Raw genomic sequence first — 20,739 nt, 5'->3', positions numbered from 1 at the left:
TAGAGTAACAAAAACGCGAGCTATTTCTGAAGTAGCTCGCCGTTTTTGTTACTCTATATCGATTAATCCAGAATTTTCCATTTACCTAAGCCCCATTTCGAGAAGCGGTACAGTAATGACGTTCTCAATACGCCTAAACCGTATTTGGAACTCCGCATGAAGTTAATGGAAGAAGCTTCGTCAAAGTATTTTGTTGGACAGGTTACTTCTGCAATTTCGAATCCTTTCCAGAAAATCTGAGCGATCATTTCATTATCGAAAACGAAATCGTCGTCGCATTTTTCAAAGGGCACTTTTTCCAGTACCTCGCGTGAAAAAGCCCGGTAACCTGTATGATATTCAGATAATTTCTGATTCAACAGCACATTCTGCGTAAAGGTCAGGAAACGGTTGGCAATGTATTTGTACATCGGCATACCACCTTTCAACGCTCCTTTTCCTAAAATCCTTGAGCCAAACACTACCGGATATAAATCGTTACCAATGATGGAAATCATGGCCGTCAATAGGAGCGGCGTATATTGGTAATCGGGGTGTAGCATGATGACAATGTCACCACCTAATTCCAGGGCTTTTTTGTAACAGGTTTTCTGGTTACCGCCGTAGCCTTTGTTGATATCATGCCGAATGACATGCTTAATACCCAGTGCACGTGCCACTTCAACGGTATTATCAGGGCTATGGTCATCAACCAAAACCACTTCATCCACTAAATCAAAGGGAATTTCCCGATACGTACGTTCTACGGTAAGAGCGGCCCGGTAGGCGGGCATGACAACGATTACTTTTTTATTGTTGTACATAAGGTGAAAAAGACACTAACGACAGGTCTCAAATCAAGGCTGAATTTGGCAAACAGTGGGTCGCAAAGATGGTTTCAAACCTTGAAATTACATACCAATTTCGGAAGAGCCTAAGTTTGCATTATTTTATGAAAACCGAAAAAGAGCATTAGGGTTTTAGATAAGAATATAAATATCTGATTAATAGATAATTATTCTTGGTTTCTGTATTTTGTTACCAAATAATGAAAAAGCAGATAAACGAACCAGGATTTGGTTTTATTAAGGGAGGATGGTTCATTTACAGCCAGCCCATCAATTGCATATTTTACTCCTGAATTACTCTTTCATGAATTCGTTCTGGTCGAAAAATAGCTTACGAATTTTTCAGCGACGGCTGGTAAACTTGAGCCCAAGAAACCGTTCTTTAGTGCTTTTATCCCTGCCTAAAGAACAATTTCTGGATATTCATGAACTGGATTTCCTTTCTGGGTCTTCTTCGTTTCATCTTATCAAAGGGTGCATTGCCGGAAAGAGTAGTCTGCCGCTGTGCGAAGTGCTTGACCCGCGTGACCAGAAAGTCAACGACATCTCCCGCCGCCTGCGACTCATTGCCCGCACAGCCAGTTTCATTGAAGCTGAGCGAGGAACCGAAGATTTATACCTGGGCTGGCCCCTGGTTCAGGGGAAGTTCGCTGACGGAACCGTCGTTCGGGCTCCTCTGCTTTTCTGGCCAGTGGGCCTGCGAGTAAATCCTCAAAACCAGTGGGTGATGGATCGTCGGGATGAGCCGCTGGTGCTGAATCGCTCCCTAGCAATGGCTTACGCTCATTTCAATGGGCTGAAAGTACTGGAAGAAGTTTTTGAAAAAGACTTTGAAGATTTTCCCAAGGATTCACTGCATTTCCGTACGGAATTGTACGAATGGCTAAAAACAACACCACTTAAGCTTAATTACAACTCCGATTTATTTGAAGATCAACTGCAATTTTTTCCGAAACTACTGAAAAGTGATCTCGAAAGAACGGAACGATCTGGCGAGTTGCGGTTAGTACCGCATGCCATTATAGGCATTTTCCCACAGGCAGGTTCGTACCTCGTTCGTGATTATGAGAGCTTATTACAGCGGGTTGAGGCCGATAAATTTTCACCGTTTCAATCAGAAGTCACGGACCATCTTTCCAAAAAAATACGTGAGGCCGACATCTTAACGCCTTTCCCAATGGATGCTTCGCAGGAAGCGGCTTTTCGGCGGGTAAAAAAAGGGGAATCGCTGGTGGTACAGGGGCCGCCGGGCACGGGTAAATCCCAACTCATTTGTAACCTCATCGCAGATTTTACGGCCCAGGGAAAGCGAGTGCTGGTGGTGAGTCAGAAAAGAGCGGCTCTGGATACCGTCTATGACCGACTATCGCGAGCCCACTGGCAGGATTTTGCTGCAAACCTGCATGACTTTCAGCATGATCGAAAAAGTTTATATACCCAAATTACGGGCCAAATTGATCGCATTGACGAGTATAAACGATTGAATACCAGTTTGGATGCAATTTTATTGGATCGGGAATTTACTCAGCATTCCAATCAGATTGATCGCATTCAGGAAGAACTGGACGATTTCAAAAAAGCTCTCTTCGATACCAGTGCATGTGGCGTGTCAGCAAAAGAGCTTTACCTAACCTCCGATCCAGACAAACCCCGAATCGAGCTTCAGGATTTGTACCAGTCTTTTCCTTTACATTCGCTCGAAGAAACGACGCAAAAGTTAAAACGATACGAAAGTTATCAAAGTCGAATCGGTCAGAATCACCCCTGGCAGGATCGTCAGGATTTTAGCGTGTTTACGTTTCAGGACGTGCCAGCTATTAAGTCCACCGTGCTGGAAATCCCCGCGGCAATCGAACAGATTACGCAACAGATTCAGGCTTTTTTAGGAAGAAAAGTGAGTTGGGCAGAAGTACGAAGCCTGCAAAAAGAGGAAAGGGCGTTAGTACGGTTACTCAAAGAATTCACGCCAGAACGGGAAATTTGGGTTCGTCGGTTGCATTATCGCCAGATTTCTGACTGGAAAGAATGGCCCGTTCGTATGCAGATCGAACAATTGATTAACCAGGGAATAGCCAGCGAAAGTTTTAGAAGTTCAGAGTTACGCCCTTTTCTGGAAACCCTGGAAACCGCTATTCAGGCCCGTCCTTCTTTACTGAAATGGTTATTTTTCTCGGAAAAGGAAAGTTTACAAAAACAGGCTTCTCCGTATGGGTTGACGCTTGAACACACTGATCTACAAAAACTTAGACAAATAGTCCTGAATCGTTTGGAGGTAGAATGGTTAATGCAACAATGGGCAGAGCCGTTACACATTCGGGTTCAGCAGGAAGAATGGAGTCAGACCCGGCAGAACTGGGAGCGGGTAACTTCGCAGGTAGCGGAGGCTTCAACTCAGTATGAGCACATCCGAAAATCGCATTCACTAATTGGAGAGTTATACCGATTTCATTCCGAATCGAATCAGACCAATTTTGCTGATAAAGTGAGTCAGATTATTCAATTGCTTCAACAACTAGGGCAAAAACAGGAAAGCTGGAAAAGATACCTGACGGCTTCTCAAATGGATTGGATTACTCAGGCGACGCCTCAGCAAACCAGCCTTTTACTGGACTCATTAACCAACGATTTTGAACTATTGCAGGAATTTGATACCCTGCAAAACCAACTAAGTCCGGCGGAGAGCGAAGTGATTAAAAGAGGAGCAGGCCATGAGTTACTGGACACGTTTGTGAACTCCCTCAAACTCGCCTGGATTGAACATTTGGAATTGAAAATGCCCCTTTTGCGAAGTGTTTCCGGCCTGAAAATGCAGCAGATGGAGGAAGACTTGCAACAGGCTGTGCTGCGAAAACAGGAGCTGGCCGGAGAAATTGGCCGGAAACAGTTACGCGAGCAAACGTATCAATCGCTCGAAATGAACCGTCTGGGTAACGTGACAACTTACCGGGATTTACGGCATCAGGTTACTAAAAAACGTCTGATTTGGCCCGTTCGGCAGGTGTTAAGTCATTTCACGGATGAGGTATTAACGCTGGTACCCTGTTGGCTAGCTTCGCCCGAAACGGTTTCGGCCATATTTCCCTTAACGGAAGAGCCTTTTTTCGATCTGGTTATTTTTGATGAAGCTTCGCAATGCTTTGCTGAGCAGGGCTTACCCGCCATGTTTCGGGGAAAACAAGTGGTAATTGCAGGAGATAGCAAGCAATTGCAACCTTCTGATTTGTACCGCGTTCGACTAGACGAGGACACCGATGATATTCCTGAACTAGAAGTAACCAGCCTGCTGGATCTGATGGCTCGTTATTTGCCGCAGGTACTTTTACAAGGCCATTACCGCAGTCGTTCGCTGGATTTAATTGAATTTTCGAATCAGCATTTTTACGAAAATCGATTGAAGTTACTACCTGATTTCCAGGAAATGAACCGTAACTCAGGGGCTATTCACTATATAAAAGTAGAAGGCGAATGGAAAGATCAGCAAAATGAACCCGAAGCGGCGGCTGTGGTTATTCTGCTTCAGACCTTAACTCGCCAGGAGCCGGATTTATCAGTGGGGGTGGTTACGTTCAACTCACCCCAGCAGCGTTTACTGGAAGATAAACTGGACATTACTTCGGCTCAGGCAGAACCTTTATTTATCAAAAATCTGGAAAACGTACAGGGTGACGAACGAGATGTAATCATTTTCTCCATTGGTTATGCCCCTAATGAACAGGGTAAAGTGTCAGCCCACTTTGGGTCGCTGAACCAGATAGGAGGGGAAAACCGACTGAATGTAGCTATTACCAGGGCCCGTCAACGGATTTATGTGGTAACGAGTTTGTGGCCCGAGCAGTTGAAAGTAGAAGAGGCTATGAACGAAGGGCCCCGTTTGCTAAAAGCGTATTTAAACTTTGCCCGTAGCGTTTCTTCGGGAGAATACCTTCCCAAACCTTTAGCGGTGCAAGAGCTGAAGTCAAGCCAGTTGCTGAAAGATCAGCTTGAACGCATGCATCCTTCCTGGGTTAAAGAATTACCCTTCGCAGATTTAGTCAAGAAAGAGAAAACGGTTTATGAAGGATTGATTCTAACCGACGATGATCTGTATTATCAAAGTTTGAGTTCAAAAGAAGCACACGCTTATTTCCCAATGAGTCTGCAAAGAAAAGGCTGGCCTTACCGCCGCATCTGGAGTCGGCAATGGTGGAAAAACCGAGCTGCAGACTAACAAAAAAGAGCACGCTTCTAAACGTGCTCTTTTGGTTAGGCTTCGTATTTGACGGTAATGCCGTGATAACGTTCCTGTTCAGTGTAATCTTTCCGAAGCGGATGGCCTTCCCAGTCTTCGGGAAGTAAAATCCGACGTAAATCCGGGTGGCCTTCAAAGTGAATGCCCATCAGGTCATAGGCTTCGCGTTCGTGCCAGTTGGCCGTCCGCCAGATTTCACTGACGCTATTAACCGCAGGCGGTGTGCCTTCCTGACGAGGCAATTTTACTTTCAAACAAAGGGCGTGTTCGTAAGGAATGGAGAACAAATTATAAGCAACTTCAAAAGTATCCGTTCCGTTATCCAGTGCGGTAAGGCAGGATAACGAGTCGAAATACGTTCGTTCATCATTCCGTAGGAACTCACAAATAGGAACCAGTGATTCAGGGCGAACTGTTAAGTTAGGCATAAGTACCAACTCTTCTTCGCCAATCAAAGCTTCCGTCCCAAACTCATGCGTGAGCAGGGATTTAAGTTCTGAGAAAGTCATGCAAATGTTGGTTTTTCAAATTTTTCAACGAGGGATAACGCAGCAGTAGGTTCCTGCACACTTTCACCTCTGATTTTGTCCTGTAATTTCATAATGGCACCAATCAGAGCTTCGGGGCGGGGAGGGCATCCGGGCACGTACACATCCACGGGAATAATGCGATCAACGCCTTTTACCACATGGTAGCCGTGTTCCCAGTAAGGGCCACCGCAGTTCGAACAACTGCCCATCGAGATGACATAACGAGGTTCTGCCATTTGTTCGTATAAGCGGCGAATTCGGTCGGCCATTTTAAAGGTTACCGTTCCAGAAACGATCATTACGTCCGACTGACGGGGAGAAGGCCGGGGAAAAATTCCGAATCGTTCCAGGTCGTAGCTGGATGCGAAGGTTTGCATCATTTCAATAGCACAACAGGCTAGACCAAAACCCATAGGCCAGAGCGAGTTAAGACGAGCCCAGTTGAGCAAATCTTCCGCCGTGGTTAGAATCAGGCCGCCTTCGCCGGTTTTAAATCGGCTATCAAGAAAACTCTTCATTGATACTTCTTATTTACTTTTCCGTAAAGATCCATAGGTACTTTAGACTGAATGTAAGAAACTTTAGCTTGTGGACGTACCCAGTCAAGATGTCCTTTTCGCCAGGCATAAGCAAGACCTAAAGCGAGAATCCCTACGAAGAGAAACATCTCCAGTAAAGCAAACACACCCCAGCGACCATTCGTTTCCTGAATCAGAGATTCTTGTCCGAACACGGTAGCCCAGGGAAATAGAAAGACTAATTCAACGTCAAAAAGTAAAAAGATCAGAGCAACAATATAAAAACGGATATTAAACTGGACGTTAGCGTTTCCTTCCGGCTCTTCCCCTGACTCATAAGTACTGAGTTTCTCAGGATTCGGACGGTTTGGGCGAATCAGGCGAGCAATACCCAGCATAACGACCAGAAAAATTACTCCCGTTATAAAGAACAGAAGAATAGAACCAAAATCAGTAACCATAACCAAAAGGGATTATTGAACCTGTAACTTCGTACTGTCGGGGCGGGTTTGGGCGGATTTGCTGGAGTCGGCACGGGCCATTTTCTTCTCTCGCTCTTCCAGTACCGTTAAACTATCCACTACTGCTTTGTAGATATCTTTGAACTTATCGGGCTGAGCAATGTAGTAGCGGTAACTGGCCCGGTACGTTCCGGTATCAGCCTGATATTTTTCCAGAATATCTTTTTCCAAAACCTGAAAAGCGACCATAGAGGAGTCCTGCGAACCCAGACGTAACCGTATGATTCGTTGTTCTGCCAGGTGTACATCTTTAAGAATTTGTACCATTTTATCCTGCGGAATGAGGTTCTCTGGCGGAGACGGAGCATTCGAACAGGCCATGAGCAGAGCCAATAAAGGGAGAAGTAGACGCGTTTTCATGTTTAATAGTTGGGTAAAGTTAGGTAGTTTTGGCGGAAGGCAAGGGCTTTGGCGTTTGCAATCCAGTTTATTTACCAAAAAATCAAAATGAACGAGCTCCTTTCAAAACTTCGGAATTATGAAATCCGAATCCGAAAAGCGGTCGATTCGCAGATGCACGGCAACTTTAAGTCGGTGTTTAAAGGCTCGGGGCTGGAGTTTACGGATTTACGACAATACCAGTACGGCGATGACATCCGACTTATAGACTGGAACGCTTCATCGAAGGGGCATGGTCTGTTTTTAAAGATATTTAAGGAAGAAAAAGAACAGACGGTCTTTTTCATGGTGGACGTAAGTGCTTCGCAGGACATCGGTCGCGAAGAGCGTTCGAAGCTGGATACGACCAAAGAAATCTGTGGTGTGCTGGCTCTTTCGGCCATGCACGAAGCTAGCCACGTAGGCTTATACTGTTTTTCAGATCAGAAGGAAAAATACATTCGCCCGGCTAATAGTATGAAGCATGGGTATCAGATGATTTTGGAATTATTTCGACTCAAACCCGAATCACTCAAAACCAATGTATCGGATGCCATTCTTTTTGCTCTGAATATTCTTCACCGGAAAAGTGTAGTGATCCTGATTTCTGACTTTATCGATACCGATTACGAACAGAATTTAAAAGCTCTGGCTAAAAAGCACGATCTGGTGGTGATTCACTTGTATGATGACCGGGAAGTAAACATGCCCAGGCTGGGAATTATTCCGGTTTATGATAAAGAAAGTCGCCGCATGATGTGGGTAAATACGTCATCTGCCCAGTTTCGAAAAACGACGCGTATCGTTTTCGAAGAAAATCAACAACGGCTGGAGAAGCTTTGCAAGCAGTACAAAGCCAATTATTTATCCGTCGATACGCAGGAAGATTATACTCCTAAACTAATCAAACTATTTCGAGTCAAGTAACTCTATTACCACTGTGCGAAACGGATTGTTTCTTCTTATCATTTTCTCTCTCTCTCTAGTATCTCCGGTGCTTGCTCAACCAGAGGGAAAATTTCTGTCGAAAGAAATTAAGGTAGGTAAGCCCGTGCAGTACGCGTTAAGTTATCGGCATGATCCTAGACTGGATGTCTTTTTTCCTGATTCTACCTATGATTTTACGCCCTTTCAATTTCTAAAAAGAGACTACTATTCCACCAGAACCAATGCCTCGGGTAGTTTGGATAGTGTCGTATATACACTGGTATCGTTTGAAGTGGATTCCATGCAGTATTTGAAGCTGCCGGTGTATGTAATGAATCAAAAAGATTGTACAGCTCTGTACTCGGGCTTGCAATCCATTCCACTTCGATCTTTATTAAATCTGAAATCAAAAAAGGCGGGTTTGCAATCCAATACCGCTCTGGTTTTACTGGACGATCAGATTAACTATCCATTATATTTTATTATTCTCATTTTCGCAGGTATTCTTGGCGGATTAATCTATTGGCTTTTCGGAGCCAGAATTCGGCGACGCTGGCGGCAGTTTCAATTATGGCGTAGGCACCTGGAGTTTCGCGGAAATTTTCAAAGGCATCTGAGAGGTGCTACCGATTCCCGACAGGCGGTTATCAATGTAGAGCGAGCGGTGGTACTTTGGAAAAGATACCTGGAACGACTGGAAGGAAAGCCTTATACTACGTTTACGACCAAAGAAACGGTCGAACAATTTTCACAATCCCGGCAGTTAGAACAGGCTCTGAGGGAAACGGATGCCGTCGTATATGGGGGAGTGACCTCCCCCCAGACCCAGGAGTCCCTTCGGATCTTGCGGGATCTGGCGGTACGAACATATATTAAGCAGCGTGAGGTTATTCTGGAAAAAAAGTCATAAGTTATTAACCGTTTTGAATCGTCGGGATTAAGGATTTTATGGATAAGTGGTATTCGTTCAAATGGCTTTCATTCAATACGTTAACCAGTTTTCACTGGGCCGAACCTTATTTTTTGTATGGAATAATTGCCGTACCTCTTCTCTTCTTCTTAAGAAGAATTTTTCATGGAAAAGCCCGTCAGCGGCTTAATGTTGCTTTTCTACCCAAAGAAGTCAAGACAAGCTGGGTTCAATACCTAAGGCATCTGCCGGGGTTATTCATTGGGTTAGGTATTAGCTTTCTATTAGTCTCCCTGGCCCGACCACAGATCATTACTGAAACGGAAGAACGCCTCGCTGAAGGCATTGAAATCGTACTGGCTCTGGATGTGTCAGATTCCATGCTCATGAAGGATTTATTACCAAACCGCATGGAATCGGCTAAAAAAGTTGCTACTGAATTCGTTAATGGCCGATTTCGGGATAAAATCGGAGTGGTAGTATTTGCCGGACAATCCTTCTTTCTTTGCCCACTCACGACCGATTATGAATTAGTAAAACAGCAAATAGCTTCGATAAAACCCGATATCATTAGCACCGCAGGAACGGCCATCGGCTCAGCCTTGGCTAATAGTATAAATCTGATGCGGGATACTGAGTCGAAAAGTAAGGTCGCTATTTTACTCAGTGATGGAGATAATACCGCCGGAAACCTGGACCCGGTTACGGCAGCTCAATTAGCTAATGCTTACGGCATTCGGGTCTATACCATTGGCATTGGCCGTGAAAATGCTACCATTGAACAAGATACCACAGGCATGTCTATGGAAACACTGGACATTGGGGTGCTTAAAGAAATTGCAGCCCAGAGCAAGGGGAAATTTTTTCAGGTGGAGGATGCAGAGGCCCTTCGAAAAGTTTTTAAACAGATCAATCAGTTAGAAAAAGTAGACATCAAGTCTTCTTATTATCAGGATATTAAAGACTTTTATCATATTTATCTGAAGTGGGCAATAAGCTTCCTATTGCTGGGCCTACTGGCAAAATCTACCTTCATTGGAAATATCTTGGAAGATTAATATAGTAAAATTCAAATAATCCTGCTTTATTCGCTTTACGCTTTAGTTTTTTGAGAGCCAAAGACCCACTGAAAGTCAGTTTATTGGCAGAAAAAATAATTTTTTTAGTAAAAAAATGTATTATGATTACGAAGTTTATGATAGTATTGTTGAATATTTAGCTGTTTATACATTAGTTTTAGACCCACTTTTCGAACCAACGCATAGAATTCATGTTAAAGTCATTCTATCATTTGGGGAGCGTTGAGGCAGGACTTGATGAAGTAGGACGGGGGTGTTTAGCAGGGCCAGTGGTTGCCGCTGCGGTGATTCTACCGAAAGATTATAGTAATGAGTTTTTAAACGATTCCAAGCAGTTAAAACGGGCCCAGCGGGAACGGTTACGACTAGAAATTGAAAAAGAAGCAATAGCCTGGGTAATTGCGGAAGCAAGTGTCGCTGAAATTGACCAGTTTAACATTGCCAAGGCAAGTTATTTAGCCATGCATCGGGCCGTGGAGCAACTTAAAGCCCAGCCCGAGCATCTACTAGTCGACGGAAACCGATTTACGCCTTATCCCATGATTCCGCATACCTGTATCGTCAAAGGTGACGGAATTTATGCGTCAATTGCCGCCGCTTCGGTTCTGGCAAAGACCTATCGGGATGCGTTCATGGAAAAGCTATCTCTGGAGTATCCAATGTACGGCTGGGAGCAGAATGTAGGCTATCCTACAGCGAAGCATTTGAAGGGGTTATTAGAGTTTGGAGTAACCGATTGGCACCGAAAGACGTTTGGTCCAGTAAAAAATGTGTTAAACTCACAGAATTTGTCGTCTCAGAAAAATACTGATTTGGTCGATTTATCACTGTGATATTCTTTAATTAATACAATTTTATTAAAAACTCATAAAATTTTTCACAAAACCTTAACGTCGGGATTGAGAAAAAAAACAGTAGATTTGCTGAATCATTACTCGGTTTTGAGGAACAAAAACAAAATTATCTTTCGTAGTTGCGTAGAACATCAAATTTTATTTTTCTTTACACCAACAAACCAAAGTTTCACTAAACCCTAAAATTACCAAACTAATGAGTAACACTACCAAGACCCCTACTCCCGCTGCCAAGCCTGCTGCTGCTCCGAAGAAGAAGTCGGGGGGCATTTCGTCTGGTTTAATTATCCTGATTCTGTTTATTGTTGCTGAAGCTTTCTATCACCTGTACTTAGGCGATGGTAGCCACTTTGAAGGAGGAGATCATAACAATGAGCCACTGCCAGGCGATTTCTTCGGTATCGTTTACAAAGGGGGTTTTATCGTACCCATTCTGTTTACTTGTTTCTTAACTTCTTTAACTTTCACAATTGAGCGTCTTTTCACGCTTAGCAAAGCGAAAGGAACTAGCAGCATCGATGAGTTCGTTCGTAAAGTACAAGTTCTGTTGAACCAAAATGACATCAACGGAGCATTGAAAGAGTGTGACAAACAAAAAGGTTCTATTGGTAACGTAGTAAACGCTGCTCTGAAAAAATATCAGCAACTGACTACTGACACTGAATTAGACAAAGAACAAAAACTGGTTGCTCTGAGCAAAGAAATCGAAGAAGCTACAAGCTTAGAAATGCCTTCTTTAGAGAAAAACCTGACGATCATTGCAACGCTTGCTTCGGTAGCAACGCTGATCGGTCTGCTCGGAACGGTATTAGGTATGCTTCGTTCATTCGCTGCCATGGGTCAGTCAGGTAGTGCGGATTCAGCGGCTCTGGCTGCTGGTATCTCTGAGGCTCTTGTAAACACAGCTTTAGGTATCGGTACTTCTGCTATCTGCTTGATCGCTTATAACTACTTCACCAGCATCATCGACGGTATCACTTACAACATCGATGAAATTGGTCTGAGCATCACTAACAACTACGCTGCTCATTACTAGGCGTTGTTAAAGAAGTTTGAGCTTCTTTAAAATTTGTCAGAGTTATGAAGTTTTTCTCAGAAGAACCAATAATTTTGATCAACGAAACGTTTAGTTATAAAATAAAAACAGTGTAGCGATGGCAAAGGTTAAAGTAAAACGTCATGGAGTATCAATGGACATGACTGCCATGTGTGACGTAGCTTTCTTGCTGTTAACATTCTTCATCTTAACAGCGAAGATGCGTCCTCAGGAGGCTGTTCAGGTTACTACTCCTAACTCCGTAGCCCAGGAGCCCTTAGCCGCAATCGATGTGATTACGGTTCTGGTTTCGGCTGATGGAAAGATTTTCATGGGGGTTGATAACCACCAGGTACGTCTGGGTATGCTGGAACAAATGTCTAAGCGTTATAATGTGGCCTTCACGGATCCCGAAAAAGAAGCTTTCCGTTTATCAGAAAACTTCGGTGCTCCAATGGCTAACATGAAACAGATCTTGGATATGGATCCTGCTGAGCGTAACAAGCCCGGCGTACAGCCAGGTATTCCTAGTGATTCCGTTCGTAACGAACTTTTCTACTGGGTTGCAACCGCTCGTCAGTATTTCGGCAGCCAGGGTGCTAAGTATAAAGTGTTGATTAAAGCAGATCAGAATGCTCCCTATAAAGTTGTGAAGCAAGTAATTGCTACTATGCAGGAGCAGGATGTGAACAACTTTAATTTGATCACAGGTCAGGAAACTAAACCCACTTCCATGTAGAACTTGAAAGTTCGCTTTCAAATTCTTTAAACTAACAACGCAATGGCAGAGATAGCACAAGGTGGTGGGAATGACAAAGGTGGTAAAGTCCGCAGTAAAAAGGTATCTACTCGTGTAGATATGACCCCCATGGTAGACTTGGGCTTTTTATTAATTACTTTCTTCCTTCTGACTACTACCTTACAAAAACCGGTGACCATGTTCTTGGGTATGCCGGCTAAAGACAAGGAAAAAGAAAAAGTAGAAACATCTCCGATCAAGGAATCCGAAGCAATCACCGTATTGTTGGCGAAAAAAGATGGCGAAGATACAGTGTATTGGTATCAGGGAACGGGTAAAGATGTAGCAACAACCCAGGTTGAGAAGACATCTTTTGCTGCTAGCGGAGGTCTCCGTGACGTTCTTCGTCGTAAAAAGGCTGAAATTGGAGACAAATTTTTCGTAGTTATCAAATCTAAAGATGAGGCTTCGTACAAATCTTTAGTAGATGTACTCGACGAAATGGCGATCTCTGAAATCGACAAATACGGTATTACCGATATCAATTTGAACGATATTAAAATTATCGACAAAGCAGAAGCAGGTAAGTAATCAAATAAAACTAATAAAATAGTTGTAAAACTAAATTATTAGTTTTAACTTTGAGTCAATATCTTAGAACTTTAAACAATTTGCCTAATTATCATGGCAGGAATAATCAAAATAACCAACGATACCACCTTAGAGGATCTGATTTTTGCAGATCGTAATAAGGAGTATGGTGCATACGACCTCCGTCGCCGGACGTCTCGTAATGCCCTGATCGCCACTGGTATTGCTCTTTTGATTGTTGCGGCCTTCCTTGCTGCTCGTTTGCTTGCTGCAACGATTGCAGGTGAAGAAAAAGAGGTAGAAGTAAAGCTGGCTGAAATGTCAGAGCTTCCTCCTCCGCCAGAACAAGAAAATCAGCCACCACCACCACCACCGCCACCACCACCACCACCAGAAGTTCCGGTGATGAGTACAACGGCGTTCTTGCCTCCCGAAATTAAGGAGGATACCGAAGTTCCACCCGATGTTGAGCCTCCTAAGCAAACGGAGCTGGTTGATGCTCAGGCTGGTAAGGAAACAGTAGTAGGGGATCCTAACGCTGTGGAAATTGTAGCCATCGAGGAAGGAACTGGTAAGAAGAAAGAAGAAGTAATTGAGGTGAAGCCTGCTGCTAAAGAAGAAGTCTTTACAGTAGTAGAGCAACAAGCTCAATTCCCTGGTGGAGAATCTGAAATGTATAAGTTCTTAAGTAAAAACATCAAGTACCCCGCAGCCGCTCAGCGTGCTAACGTACAGGGAAAAGTGTTCTTAAGCTTCATCGTTTCTCCTGATGGAAGTATTTCTGATATCCAGGTACAAAAAGGCTTAGGCTTTGGTTGTGATGAGGAAGCTATGCGTGTAGTTAAGTCTATGCCACGCTGGAAGCCAGGTCGTCAATCAGGTCGTGCTGTGAAATCTCGCTTTAACCTGCCGATTTCATTCGTACTTGAGTAGTAGACAATAGTTACTTTATTATAATAATGGGTCAGCATCTTTTGGATCTGACCCATTTTTTCTAGAAAGCGATGCCTAGACCAGCTAATGAACAGATTAATGATTTGATTGGCTTTATTATTCCCCTAGGATACGGTGCAATGGGCTTCTATTTGATTGACTCAGCACCTACTTTTGCCGCTAGCGGAATTTTATCGGAACCAGTCGCCCAGCTTTTAGGAGGATTATTCATTGGGTATAGTCTTTTGAAGATTTATTGGGCTTATCGCCGATGGCTAAGAAATCAAAAAGAACAATAGTATACTTAATCGTCATGAAAACTGTGAAGTCTTATCTTGCTCAAAGCCTCTTATTAATGACTGTGGCTTTGACGGCCTGCCAGTCTGGAGATAAACAATCAGAAGAAACTGTTTCCAGAGGAGAAATTACGATTTCAGTTGATGAATCTTTGAAGCCTATCATTCAGGCGGAAAAAGAAGCCTTCGAGGCAAAGACCAAGTACGCAAAGGTTAATACAGTCTACGTACCTGAGCTAGCTGCCATTCAGTTAATGTTAAAGGATTCCACTCGATTGGCTGTGGTTACCCGCCATTTAAAGCCGGACGAAAAAGAAGTCTTTGAAAAAGCAAACCTGAAGTATAGAGCTTTGCACATGGCTACGGATGCCATTGCTTTCATTACCCATGGTTCATCCAAAGATACTCTAATTTCAGTCGAAGAGCTGAAAGAGGTAATGCATGGAAAGATTACGAAATGGAATCAGCTTAAATACGGTAAAAGCAATAGTAAAATTACGCTGGTGCTGGATAACGATAATTCTAGTAACCTTCAATATTTACTAGATACGTTACAAATTGCGGATAAAAAACAGTCTCCTTTGTTCGCAGTGAAATCCAATAAGGAAGTAATTGAGTATGTACAGAAAACACCCGGAGCCGTTGGCGTGATAGGAGTTAACTGGATCAGTGATATTGATGATCCCGAACACCCCACCTTTACCAAGGGAATTAAAGTAATGGGAGTTGCTCCAAAGTATTCGGCAAATCTGGAAGACTATATTCAGCCTTACCAGTATGCCATTGCATTGAAGAAGTACCCCCTAAGTAGAAATATTTATCTGATCACAAAAGAAGCCAAAAGAGGCTTGGGTACAGGTTTCATCAACTACGTACTCTCTGATCCCGGACAACGGATTGTACTAAAAAGTGGACTTTTACCTGCCACCCAAGTGATTAGACTCATTGAGACCCGTAATTTTAGCATTCAGGCTGAAGACCTAAATGCTAGGAGAATTAAAAATTAATCTTTTTTAATAAAAAATGTAACTATTTTTTTAGTTTATTCGTTAGAATAGTAATTACATTTGGCAACGTAAGTGTTGTAACTAAAGATTATTATTTAATTTTTTTCAGAATCACTGTATATTGCAGTAATTTCGAATTGTTTATTTTAAATTGTTTAACGTAAGGTATCACCTTCCCAAAACCCAATTTTCTTCTACGATGAGAGTGAAATTCAAATCGCTGTTACTGGTAGCCGGGATGCTGGCCTTGGGTGTAACGAGCTCTTTTGCCCAATCTCCCGAAGTTGCAGGAGCTCTAAAAGCACTAGAAGGAGACCGTCTTGGTTCAGCCCGCGAGGCTCTTGAAAAGGCGGCGACTTCTTCTCCCTCTGCTGAAAATCAGTTTTATTTAGGTTACTACTACTTAAGACTGGCTAGTGCCGAAGAGGAAGGCAGTCCAAAAATTGCTGAGTACCTAGACAAAGCTAAAGCTGCTTTTGACAAAGGAGTAGCCGATGATCCAAAGGGCAAGTTTGCACTTAACAAGGTAGGACAAGCTGGCGTTTTATTAGGTCAGGGTAAATTACCAGAAGCTACGGCTCTGATTGATCAGGCTCTGGCGGAGACAAAAAGTCGTGATGAGGACGTTCTGTGGCGTGCTGCTGAAATGTATACCTTGTTCACTAAAAAAGGACAAGCTAACGACCCTGGTAAGGCAATAACTTACATCGATCAGATTGCTGCTTTGAAGAAGCACAAAGATCGTCCTGAGTATCAATTGGTAAAAGGAGATGCGTTCCTGATTAAAAACGAAGGTGGTCCTGCTATCTCTGCTTTCGAAGAAGCTCTTCGTTTGCAAACAGATCCCCAAATGGCTGCTCTGGCCAATACTCGTATGGGACGTGTTTGGAAGCGTGGTAAAAACTACGCTAATACCCAAACCTCTTTTAACGATGCCATTAAAGCTGACGAAAAATTCGCTCCTGTCTATTGGGAGTTCGCTGAGCTTTGGTTATTTGCTGGTAATTACAAGAATGCGGCAGAAAACTTAGATAAGTATATTCAGTATTCAGAAGAGTCGCCAGACGTGACGCTTCGTTACGTGAAATTTGCTTTCCTTGCCCAGCAATATCAGAAAGTGGTAGACGCTTTGACTAAAATTGAAGGTAAAGTAAATGATCCCGATCTGCCTCGTATCAAAGGTTGGTCTTTGACGGAGCTTGGCCAATACCAGGATGGTGCTAACAACCTGGAGACGCTTCTGAAATCTAATCCTAAGAAGGTGTATCCAGATGATCACCGTTACTTAGGAATTGATTACCGTGAGCTGAAGCAAGATTCATTAGCCGTTTTAAATTTTGAAAAAGCTGCTGCTTTAGGTGATACTGTTTTCAATAACTACGAAGAGATTGCGAAGATTCGTCAAGCTCAGAAGCGTTATGGTGATGCAGTGAAAGCTTACGAGCAATCAATTGCTTGGAAAGAAAGTCGTCCTGATCGTAAGCCTACTTATGCGGATTACTACCGTGAAGGAATAGCTTACTACTACTACATTTCGACGTCGAAAGATTCAACTGTGATTCCTCAGGCAGTTGCTACCTTTGACAAAATGGGTAGATTAGCTGATAGTACGGTTAAGAGCAATACGCAGTTAACGGAAGATCAGAAAGAGGCTATTCAGGCCATTGCTAACTCTACACCGTTATGGCAAGCACGTGCCAATGTCATCTTAAGTGACAGAAGCATTGCGTTACCTTATTACGAAAAGTATCTTACGCAAGCTGATAGCGTGAAGAATAAGCGTGAGATGGTTGAAGCTAACCGTTATATCGCTCTTTATCACTTCCTTGTAACGAAGGATAATGACAAAGGAAAAGAGTACATGAGAAAGATTCTTGAACTTGATCCTGAGAACGCGGAAGCTAACCGTATCCTGAATCCTCCCGCTCCTGCGACGAAGCCTAAGGCTACGGCAAAACCAAAAGCTGGTGCTAAAGCATCTACAGCTCCTGCTAAGAACTAATACTTAGGCAGTTTTATAAATAGAAGCAGCTCATCGAAAGATGAGCTGCTTCTGTTTTAACGAGCTAATAAACGAATGACGCAAAGAAGAAACAAAAGCTGACCCTCAAAGATGACTTATAACCAGTATAGTACTGCATGAATATCAGTTACCAATTACGTCACGATAGTATTAACATCAATATTCACAGTTCCGCTATGAACCACTCGAATATGTAATTAGCAAGGTATATAGTTGGAGTAGGAGATGGATAGCATGAAAAATACACAAGGTCAAGAGTTAACGATAGGCAAAGACCAGTTTCTGTTCCGCTAGATTAATAGGCTGGGCATAAAAAAACCGGACGTTACTAGCGTCCGGTTTTTCGTAAAGTACTATTTCTAAGGTACTATTGTCAAACGCTTACTTCTTTCAAAGCCGTCGGCCTTTAATCGTATAATGTAAATACCTGGTAAGCGTCCTAGATCGATGAATTTACGTTCGTTGAACTCATTGATCCGGCCATTATAAATTACAGTTCCTGACATCGTTGTAACGCTTACCTCAGCCCCTTGCCAGTTTTCTTTCGTTTCGAGTGTGAATGCTCCAGTTGGGCTCGGGTTTGGATAAACCACAAATCCATCCTGATTAGCATCGTAAGCATAAGTAAATGCTGCTGAGGTGGCCGAAGTACATTCGAATTTACCGACGGGAGCAATGTTATATTCAATCACGCTTTTTACCCGGTAAGTTCCTTCTTTTAAAGGTTTGAAATACACGGAATTAAATGTACTGGTATCAGAACCAGTAATCCATGAATTTCGGGTTCCGGGCACATTAGCCTGAGCCTGTAAAGTGTAAGGACCTACCTGAGCAATTTTAGGAACGTCTGGGTTTGGACGAACCGATACCGTTACCTTATCAGAACGGTTTTTACAGCCATTGGCATCCGTAGCCTGAGCGTAATAGTCACCACTAATTTTAGCCGTAACCAAAGCCGTAGATGACACCGTTTGTTCCGCCAATATCCAGGAAGGAGTTTGAGTGGTATTTGCTCGGAGTGTTACGGTACCGCCTTCACAAAAAGCTAAAACGCCTGAAACTACAGTAGCTGTTGGTTTGGCTGGTAATGCGTTGACTTTTACCAACACAGGATCAGAGCTAGGCGAGGGGCAATTTGCCGTGCTAATGGTCTGAACCTGGTAAGAACGAGCGGTGTTGGTCGTAATACTGGAAGTAGTAGCATTATTGTAATTCCATAGATAAGTTCCTTCAGAAGTGCTGGAGGTTAACTCTACGGTTTCGTTAGCACAGATCGTTACTGTACGGGTGCCATCGATAGTTCTATTAGCCTGAATAGTAGGTTTCGCCGGAATGGGATTAACTGTAATCTGAATGCCGGCAGAGGCAACCGAGCGGCACTGATTCGCATCAATGATTTGTACGGAATAGGTACTGCTAGTCTGGGGTTTAATGCTCTTGGTATTGGCCCCATTACTCCAGATATAACCCGCCGCATCCTGCGTCGTTGTAAGCGTGCGATCTGTTCCCGCACAATAACTGAGAGCTCCATCAGCCGTGATGCTGGGTTGGGATGGTCTTGGGCGTTGTCCCAGGGTAATGGATTCAGAAGTATAAGTACAGCCTAGAACATCTTTATACGTAAGCGTATACGTTTCTCCAGTCGCTCCAGTGATGCTCTGAGTAGTTGCTCCAGTACTCCAGGTATTACCCATGTTATAGTTAGACGCCAGGGTTGGCGTTACTCCTTCGCAATAATAAACACTTGAGCCGTCTTGCAAGATATTACCTCCAATAGCCGGACGATCGGGCACCTTATAGGGGAAAGAAAAAATAGTAGTGTTACCGTTTTTGATCTTGGCCATATAAGCATTTCCGGAACCGACGGTAATACTAGCTCCTGCTTGTCCGTTACTCCAGCTATATGGATTTTGATTGGGGACGCTGAGCGTAAGCGAGTTATTAGAAGCACAGGTAGCCGTTATGTTCACCAGAGGGTTAGCCAGCTTGGGAGTAGAGTTGGTAAGTACGTTAGACGTTAGAAGGGAGTTAACCCAAACCTCTGCTGCTGATGGTAGACCATTGGTCGTAAAATGTACATCATTTGGAGGTCCCAGACGTGGAATATCAACATTATCCGTACTGGGACCTGCGTATACATTAGCTACTGAAGAAATAATCTGATTCTGGGCGTTAATGACAGGCTGCCAGGTTAATCCAGAGTTATAGCTTACCCTGGCTACTACCCAACTAAGCTGGTTGTAACCCATATCAGCTCTACTTTTCTGAATAACTGAAGTCAAATCACTGACGTATTGAGCAGTAGAAGTTTGGAGAGTTGCATCGTCAGCTTCACCCTGATGCCAGAGTACGGAACGTACACCCGTTAACGAAACGTAATAATTCAGCGTGTTTTTAAGATTGTTATAGGGATAGCCCGCCGGGAAATAACCAGCTTCACCGCAAGTGGTACAATAACGGTTTTGAGTACGATTTCCTTCAGAGGACTCTCGCCAGTTCTTAACAGTGGTAGAAGCGAAGGCTGCATTATAAAAAAGGATGGGTACATTCAGCCTTTGAGCTAACGCGTCTCCTACTTTTCCCCAGTACCAGGCCGTTAGTCCTACCGGAGCAACACGATCGTTGGCTGATAGCTTTTTATACCTAGGCATTTGGGGGTAACTTGAAGAAGCCGCAGTATTACTATTGTATAAATAAAAATTAGGTTCAGTACTGCTAGAGCCATTTGCGTAGTTGGAAGCATCGGCAATAGTAACCCGGTCATCGTTTGGTTCAGATGGGGTAACGCGGGAGTCAGTGATCCCCTGAGCATTGGATTGTCCAGCGATAACGAAAACTTCGCCTACGCCCACTCGCTCAACTGCCTGAGCATTCACAATTGTACTGCCGCTCACGCCCCTAACTTCAAGTTTATACCAGCCGCCTGTCACCGAAACGGAGCCTGAAAAAAAGCCATTGGAAACCTGTGACATGGTAGTCCAATCAATGGCAGTTCCCCCATTAACGGGTGTAAGCTTTGCCTCAATTCGATCAACAGATTGGTAATAGTTACCGGAAATCTGAACGGTAGCTTTGTTGGAATTATCTCGCTGAAAAACGATTCGTTCCATTGGGAAAGTAATAACTACCTGAGCTTCAGAAGCAAAGGGAATGAATAAGTAACCCAGAAGAAAAATAAAAGTATAGAGAAAAGACCTCATGAGTTAAAGGTTTTCAAAAAAAAGAGAGTAACCAGTTTTGGCAGCCCTCACTAACAAAATTATGAATAACCATTAGGAAATAGAATCCGCTTACTAGCTATTCAGTTTCCTGGCATTCCATGATTACCATTGAGTATAAACG

The 20,739-nt window shown here is 43.4% G+C and carries 18 protein-coding genes; 12 read left to right on the top strand and 6 right to left on the bottom strand.

Annotation, left to right across the window (positions count from 1 at the left end; genetic code table 11):
• Window positions 1-62 precede the first annotated feature (62 nt).
• Window positions 63-803 (bottom strand): glycosyltransferase family 2 protein, encoded by a 741-nt coding sequence (locus tag BWI96_RS21330; RefSeq protein WP_106638519.1) that lies wholly within the window; start codon window positions 801-803, stop codon window positions 63-65.
• Window positions 804-1,212: 409 nt separating this feature from the next.
• Here BWI96_RS21330 and BWI96_RS21325 point away from each other — a divergent pair, with 409 nt between their 5' ends.
• On the top strand, window positions 1,213-5,034 hold the full coding sequence (locus BWI96_RS21325) for an AAA domain-containing protein (RefSeq protein WP_232793862.1): 3,822 nt from the start codon (window positions 1,213-1,215) through the stop codon (window positions 5,032-5,034).
• A gap of 35 nt (window positions 5,035-5,069) precedes the next feature.
• Here BWI96_RS21325 and BWI96_RS21320 read toward each other — a convergent pair whose 3' ends face one another.
• Genes BWI96_RS21320 through BWI96_RS21305 form a run of 4 tightly spaced genes read right to left on the bottom strand, consistent with a single transcriptional unit; the run spans window position 5,070 to window position 6,984 of the window.
• Window positions 5,070-5,564 (bottom strand): NADH-quinone oxidoreductase subunit C, encoded by a 495-nt coding sequence (locus BWI96_RS21320; RefSeq protein WP_106638518.1) that lies wholly within the window; start codon window positions 5,562-5,564, stop codon window positions 5,070-5,072.
• The gene (locus tag BWI96_RS21315) at window positions 5,561-6,103 is read right to left on the bottom strand and encodes an NADH-quinone oxidoreductase subunit B (RefSeq protein ID WP_106638517.1); all 543 of its coding nucleotides are present in this window, start codon (window positions 6,101-6,103) and stop codon (window positions 5,561-5,563) included. Before BWI96_RS21315 ends, BWI96_RS21320 begins: the two co-directional genes overlap by 4 nt.
• Window positions 6,100-6,564: an NADH-quinone oxidoreductase subunit A gene (locus BWI96_RS21310; RefSeq protein WP_106638516.1), complete on the bottom strand. Its 465-nt coding sequence runs from the start codon at window positions 6,562-6,564 to the stop codon at window positions 6,100-6,102. The genes BWI96_RS21315 and BWI96_RS21310 overlap by 4 nt, the downstream gene beginning before the upstream one ends.
• A gap of 12 nt (window positions 6,565-6,576) precedes the next feature.
• Entirely contained in the window at window positions 6,577-6,984 is a 408-nt protein-coding gene (locus tag BWI96_RS21305; protein WP_106638515.1) for a DUF4296 domain-containing protein, read from the bottom strand.
• Between the two features lie 87 nt (window positions 6,985-7,071).
• Here BWI96_RS21305 and BWI96_RS21300 point away from each other — a divergent pair, with 87 nt between their 5' ends.
• From BWI96_RS21300 to BWI96_RS21250, 11 genes are all read left to right on the top strand, one after another.
• Window positions 7,072-7,929 (top strand): DUF58 domain-containing protein, encoded by an 858-nt coding sequence (locus BWI96_RS21300; RefSeq protein ID WP_106638514.1) that lies wholly within the window; start codon window positions 7,072-7,074, stop codon window positions 7,927-7,929.
• Between the two features lie 25 nt (window positions 7,930-7,954).
• The gene (locus BWI96_RS21295; protein ID WP_198555337.1) at window positions 7,955-8,839 is read left to right on the top strand and encodes a LapA family protein; all 885 of its coding nucleotides are present in this window, start codon (window positions 7,955-7,957) and stop codon (window positions 8,837-8,839) included.
• Between the two features lie 38 nt (window positions 8,840-8,877).
• Window positions 8,878-9,897 (top strand): VWA domain-containing protein, encoded by a 1,020-nt coding sequence (locus BWI96_RS21290; protein ID WP_106638512.1) that lies wholly within the window; start codon window positions 8,878-8,880, stop codon window positions 9,895-9,897.
• Between the two features lie 212 nt (window positions 9,898-10,109).
• Window positions 10,110-10,751 carry a ribonuclease HII gene (locus BWI96_RS21285; protein WP_106638511.1) on the top strand — a complete coding sequence of 214 codons (642 nt, stop codon included), beginning with the start codon at window positions 10,110-10,112 and terminating at the stop codon, window positions 10,749-10,751.
• 217 nt (window positions 10,752-10,968) lie between these two features.
• Entirely contained in the window at window positions 10,969-11,808 is an 840-nt protein-coding gene (locus BWI96_RS21280; protein WP_106638510.1) for a MotA/TolQ/ExbB proton channel family protein, read from the top strand.
• 118 nt (window positions 11,809-11,926) lie between these two features.
• Entirely contained in the window at window positions 11,927-12,547 is a 621-nt protein-coding gene (locus BWI96_RS21275) for a biopolymer transporter ExbD (protein ID WP_106638509.1), read from the top strand.
• Between the two features lie 42 nt (window positions 12,548-12,589).
• On the top strand, window positions 12,590-13,138 hold the full coding sequence (locus BWI96_RS21270; protein ID WP_106638508.1) for a biopolymer transporter ExbD: 549 nt from the start codon (window positions 12,590-12,592) through the stop codon (window positions 13,136-13,138).
• A 93-nt stretch (window positions 13,139-13,231) separates the two neighbouring features.
• Entirely contained in the window at window positions 13,232-14,071 is an 840-nt protein-coding gene (locus BWI96_RS21265; RefSeq protein WP_307142253.1) for an energy transducer TonB, read from the top strand.
• 71 nt (window positions 14,072-14,142) lie between these two features.
• Complete coding sequence (locus BWI96_RS21260; RefSeq protein ID WP_106638507.1) at window positions 14,143-14,370, top strand: hypothetical protein; 228 nt, start codon at window positions 14,143-14,145, stop codon at window positions 14,368-14,370.
• 23 nt (window positions 14,371-14,393) lie between these two features.
• The gene (locus BWI96_RS21255; RefSeq protein WP_157830485.1) at window positions 14,394-15,374 is read left to right on the top strand and encodes a PstS family phosphate ABC transporter substrate-binding protein; all 981 of its coding nucleotides are present in this window, start codon (window positions 14,394-14,396) and stop codon (window positions 15,372-15,374) included.
• Window positions 15,375-15,612: 238 nt separating this feature from the next.
• Window positions 15,613-17,376: a tetratricopeptide repeat protein gene (locus tag BWI96_RS21250; RefSeq protein WP_157830484.1), complete on the top strand. Its 1,764-nt coding sequence runs from the start codon at window positions 15,613-15,615 to the stop codon at window positions 17,374-17,376.
• A 380-nt stretch (window positions 17,377-17,756) separates the two neighbouring features.
• On the opposite strand, the gene BWI96_RS21245 is transcribed toward BWI96_RS21250, so the two are convergent.
• On the bottom strand, window positions 17,757-20,597 hold the full coding sequence (locus BWI96_RS21245; protein ID WP_106638504.1) for a sialate O-acetylesterase: 2,841 nt from the start codon (window positions 20,595-20,597) through the stop codon (window positions 17,757-17,759).
• Between the last annotated feature and the right edge of the window lie 142 nt (window positions 20,598-20,739).

Source organism: Siphonobacter sp. SORGH_AS_0500 (genome assembly GCF_002838835.1).
Lineage (GTDB): Bacteria > Bacteroidota > Bacteroidia > Cytophagales > Spirosomataceae > Siphonobacter.
The sequence above is the reverse complement of the archived record's forward strand: the minus strand, read 5'-3'. Positions and strand labels throughout refer to the sequence as shown.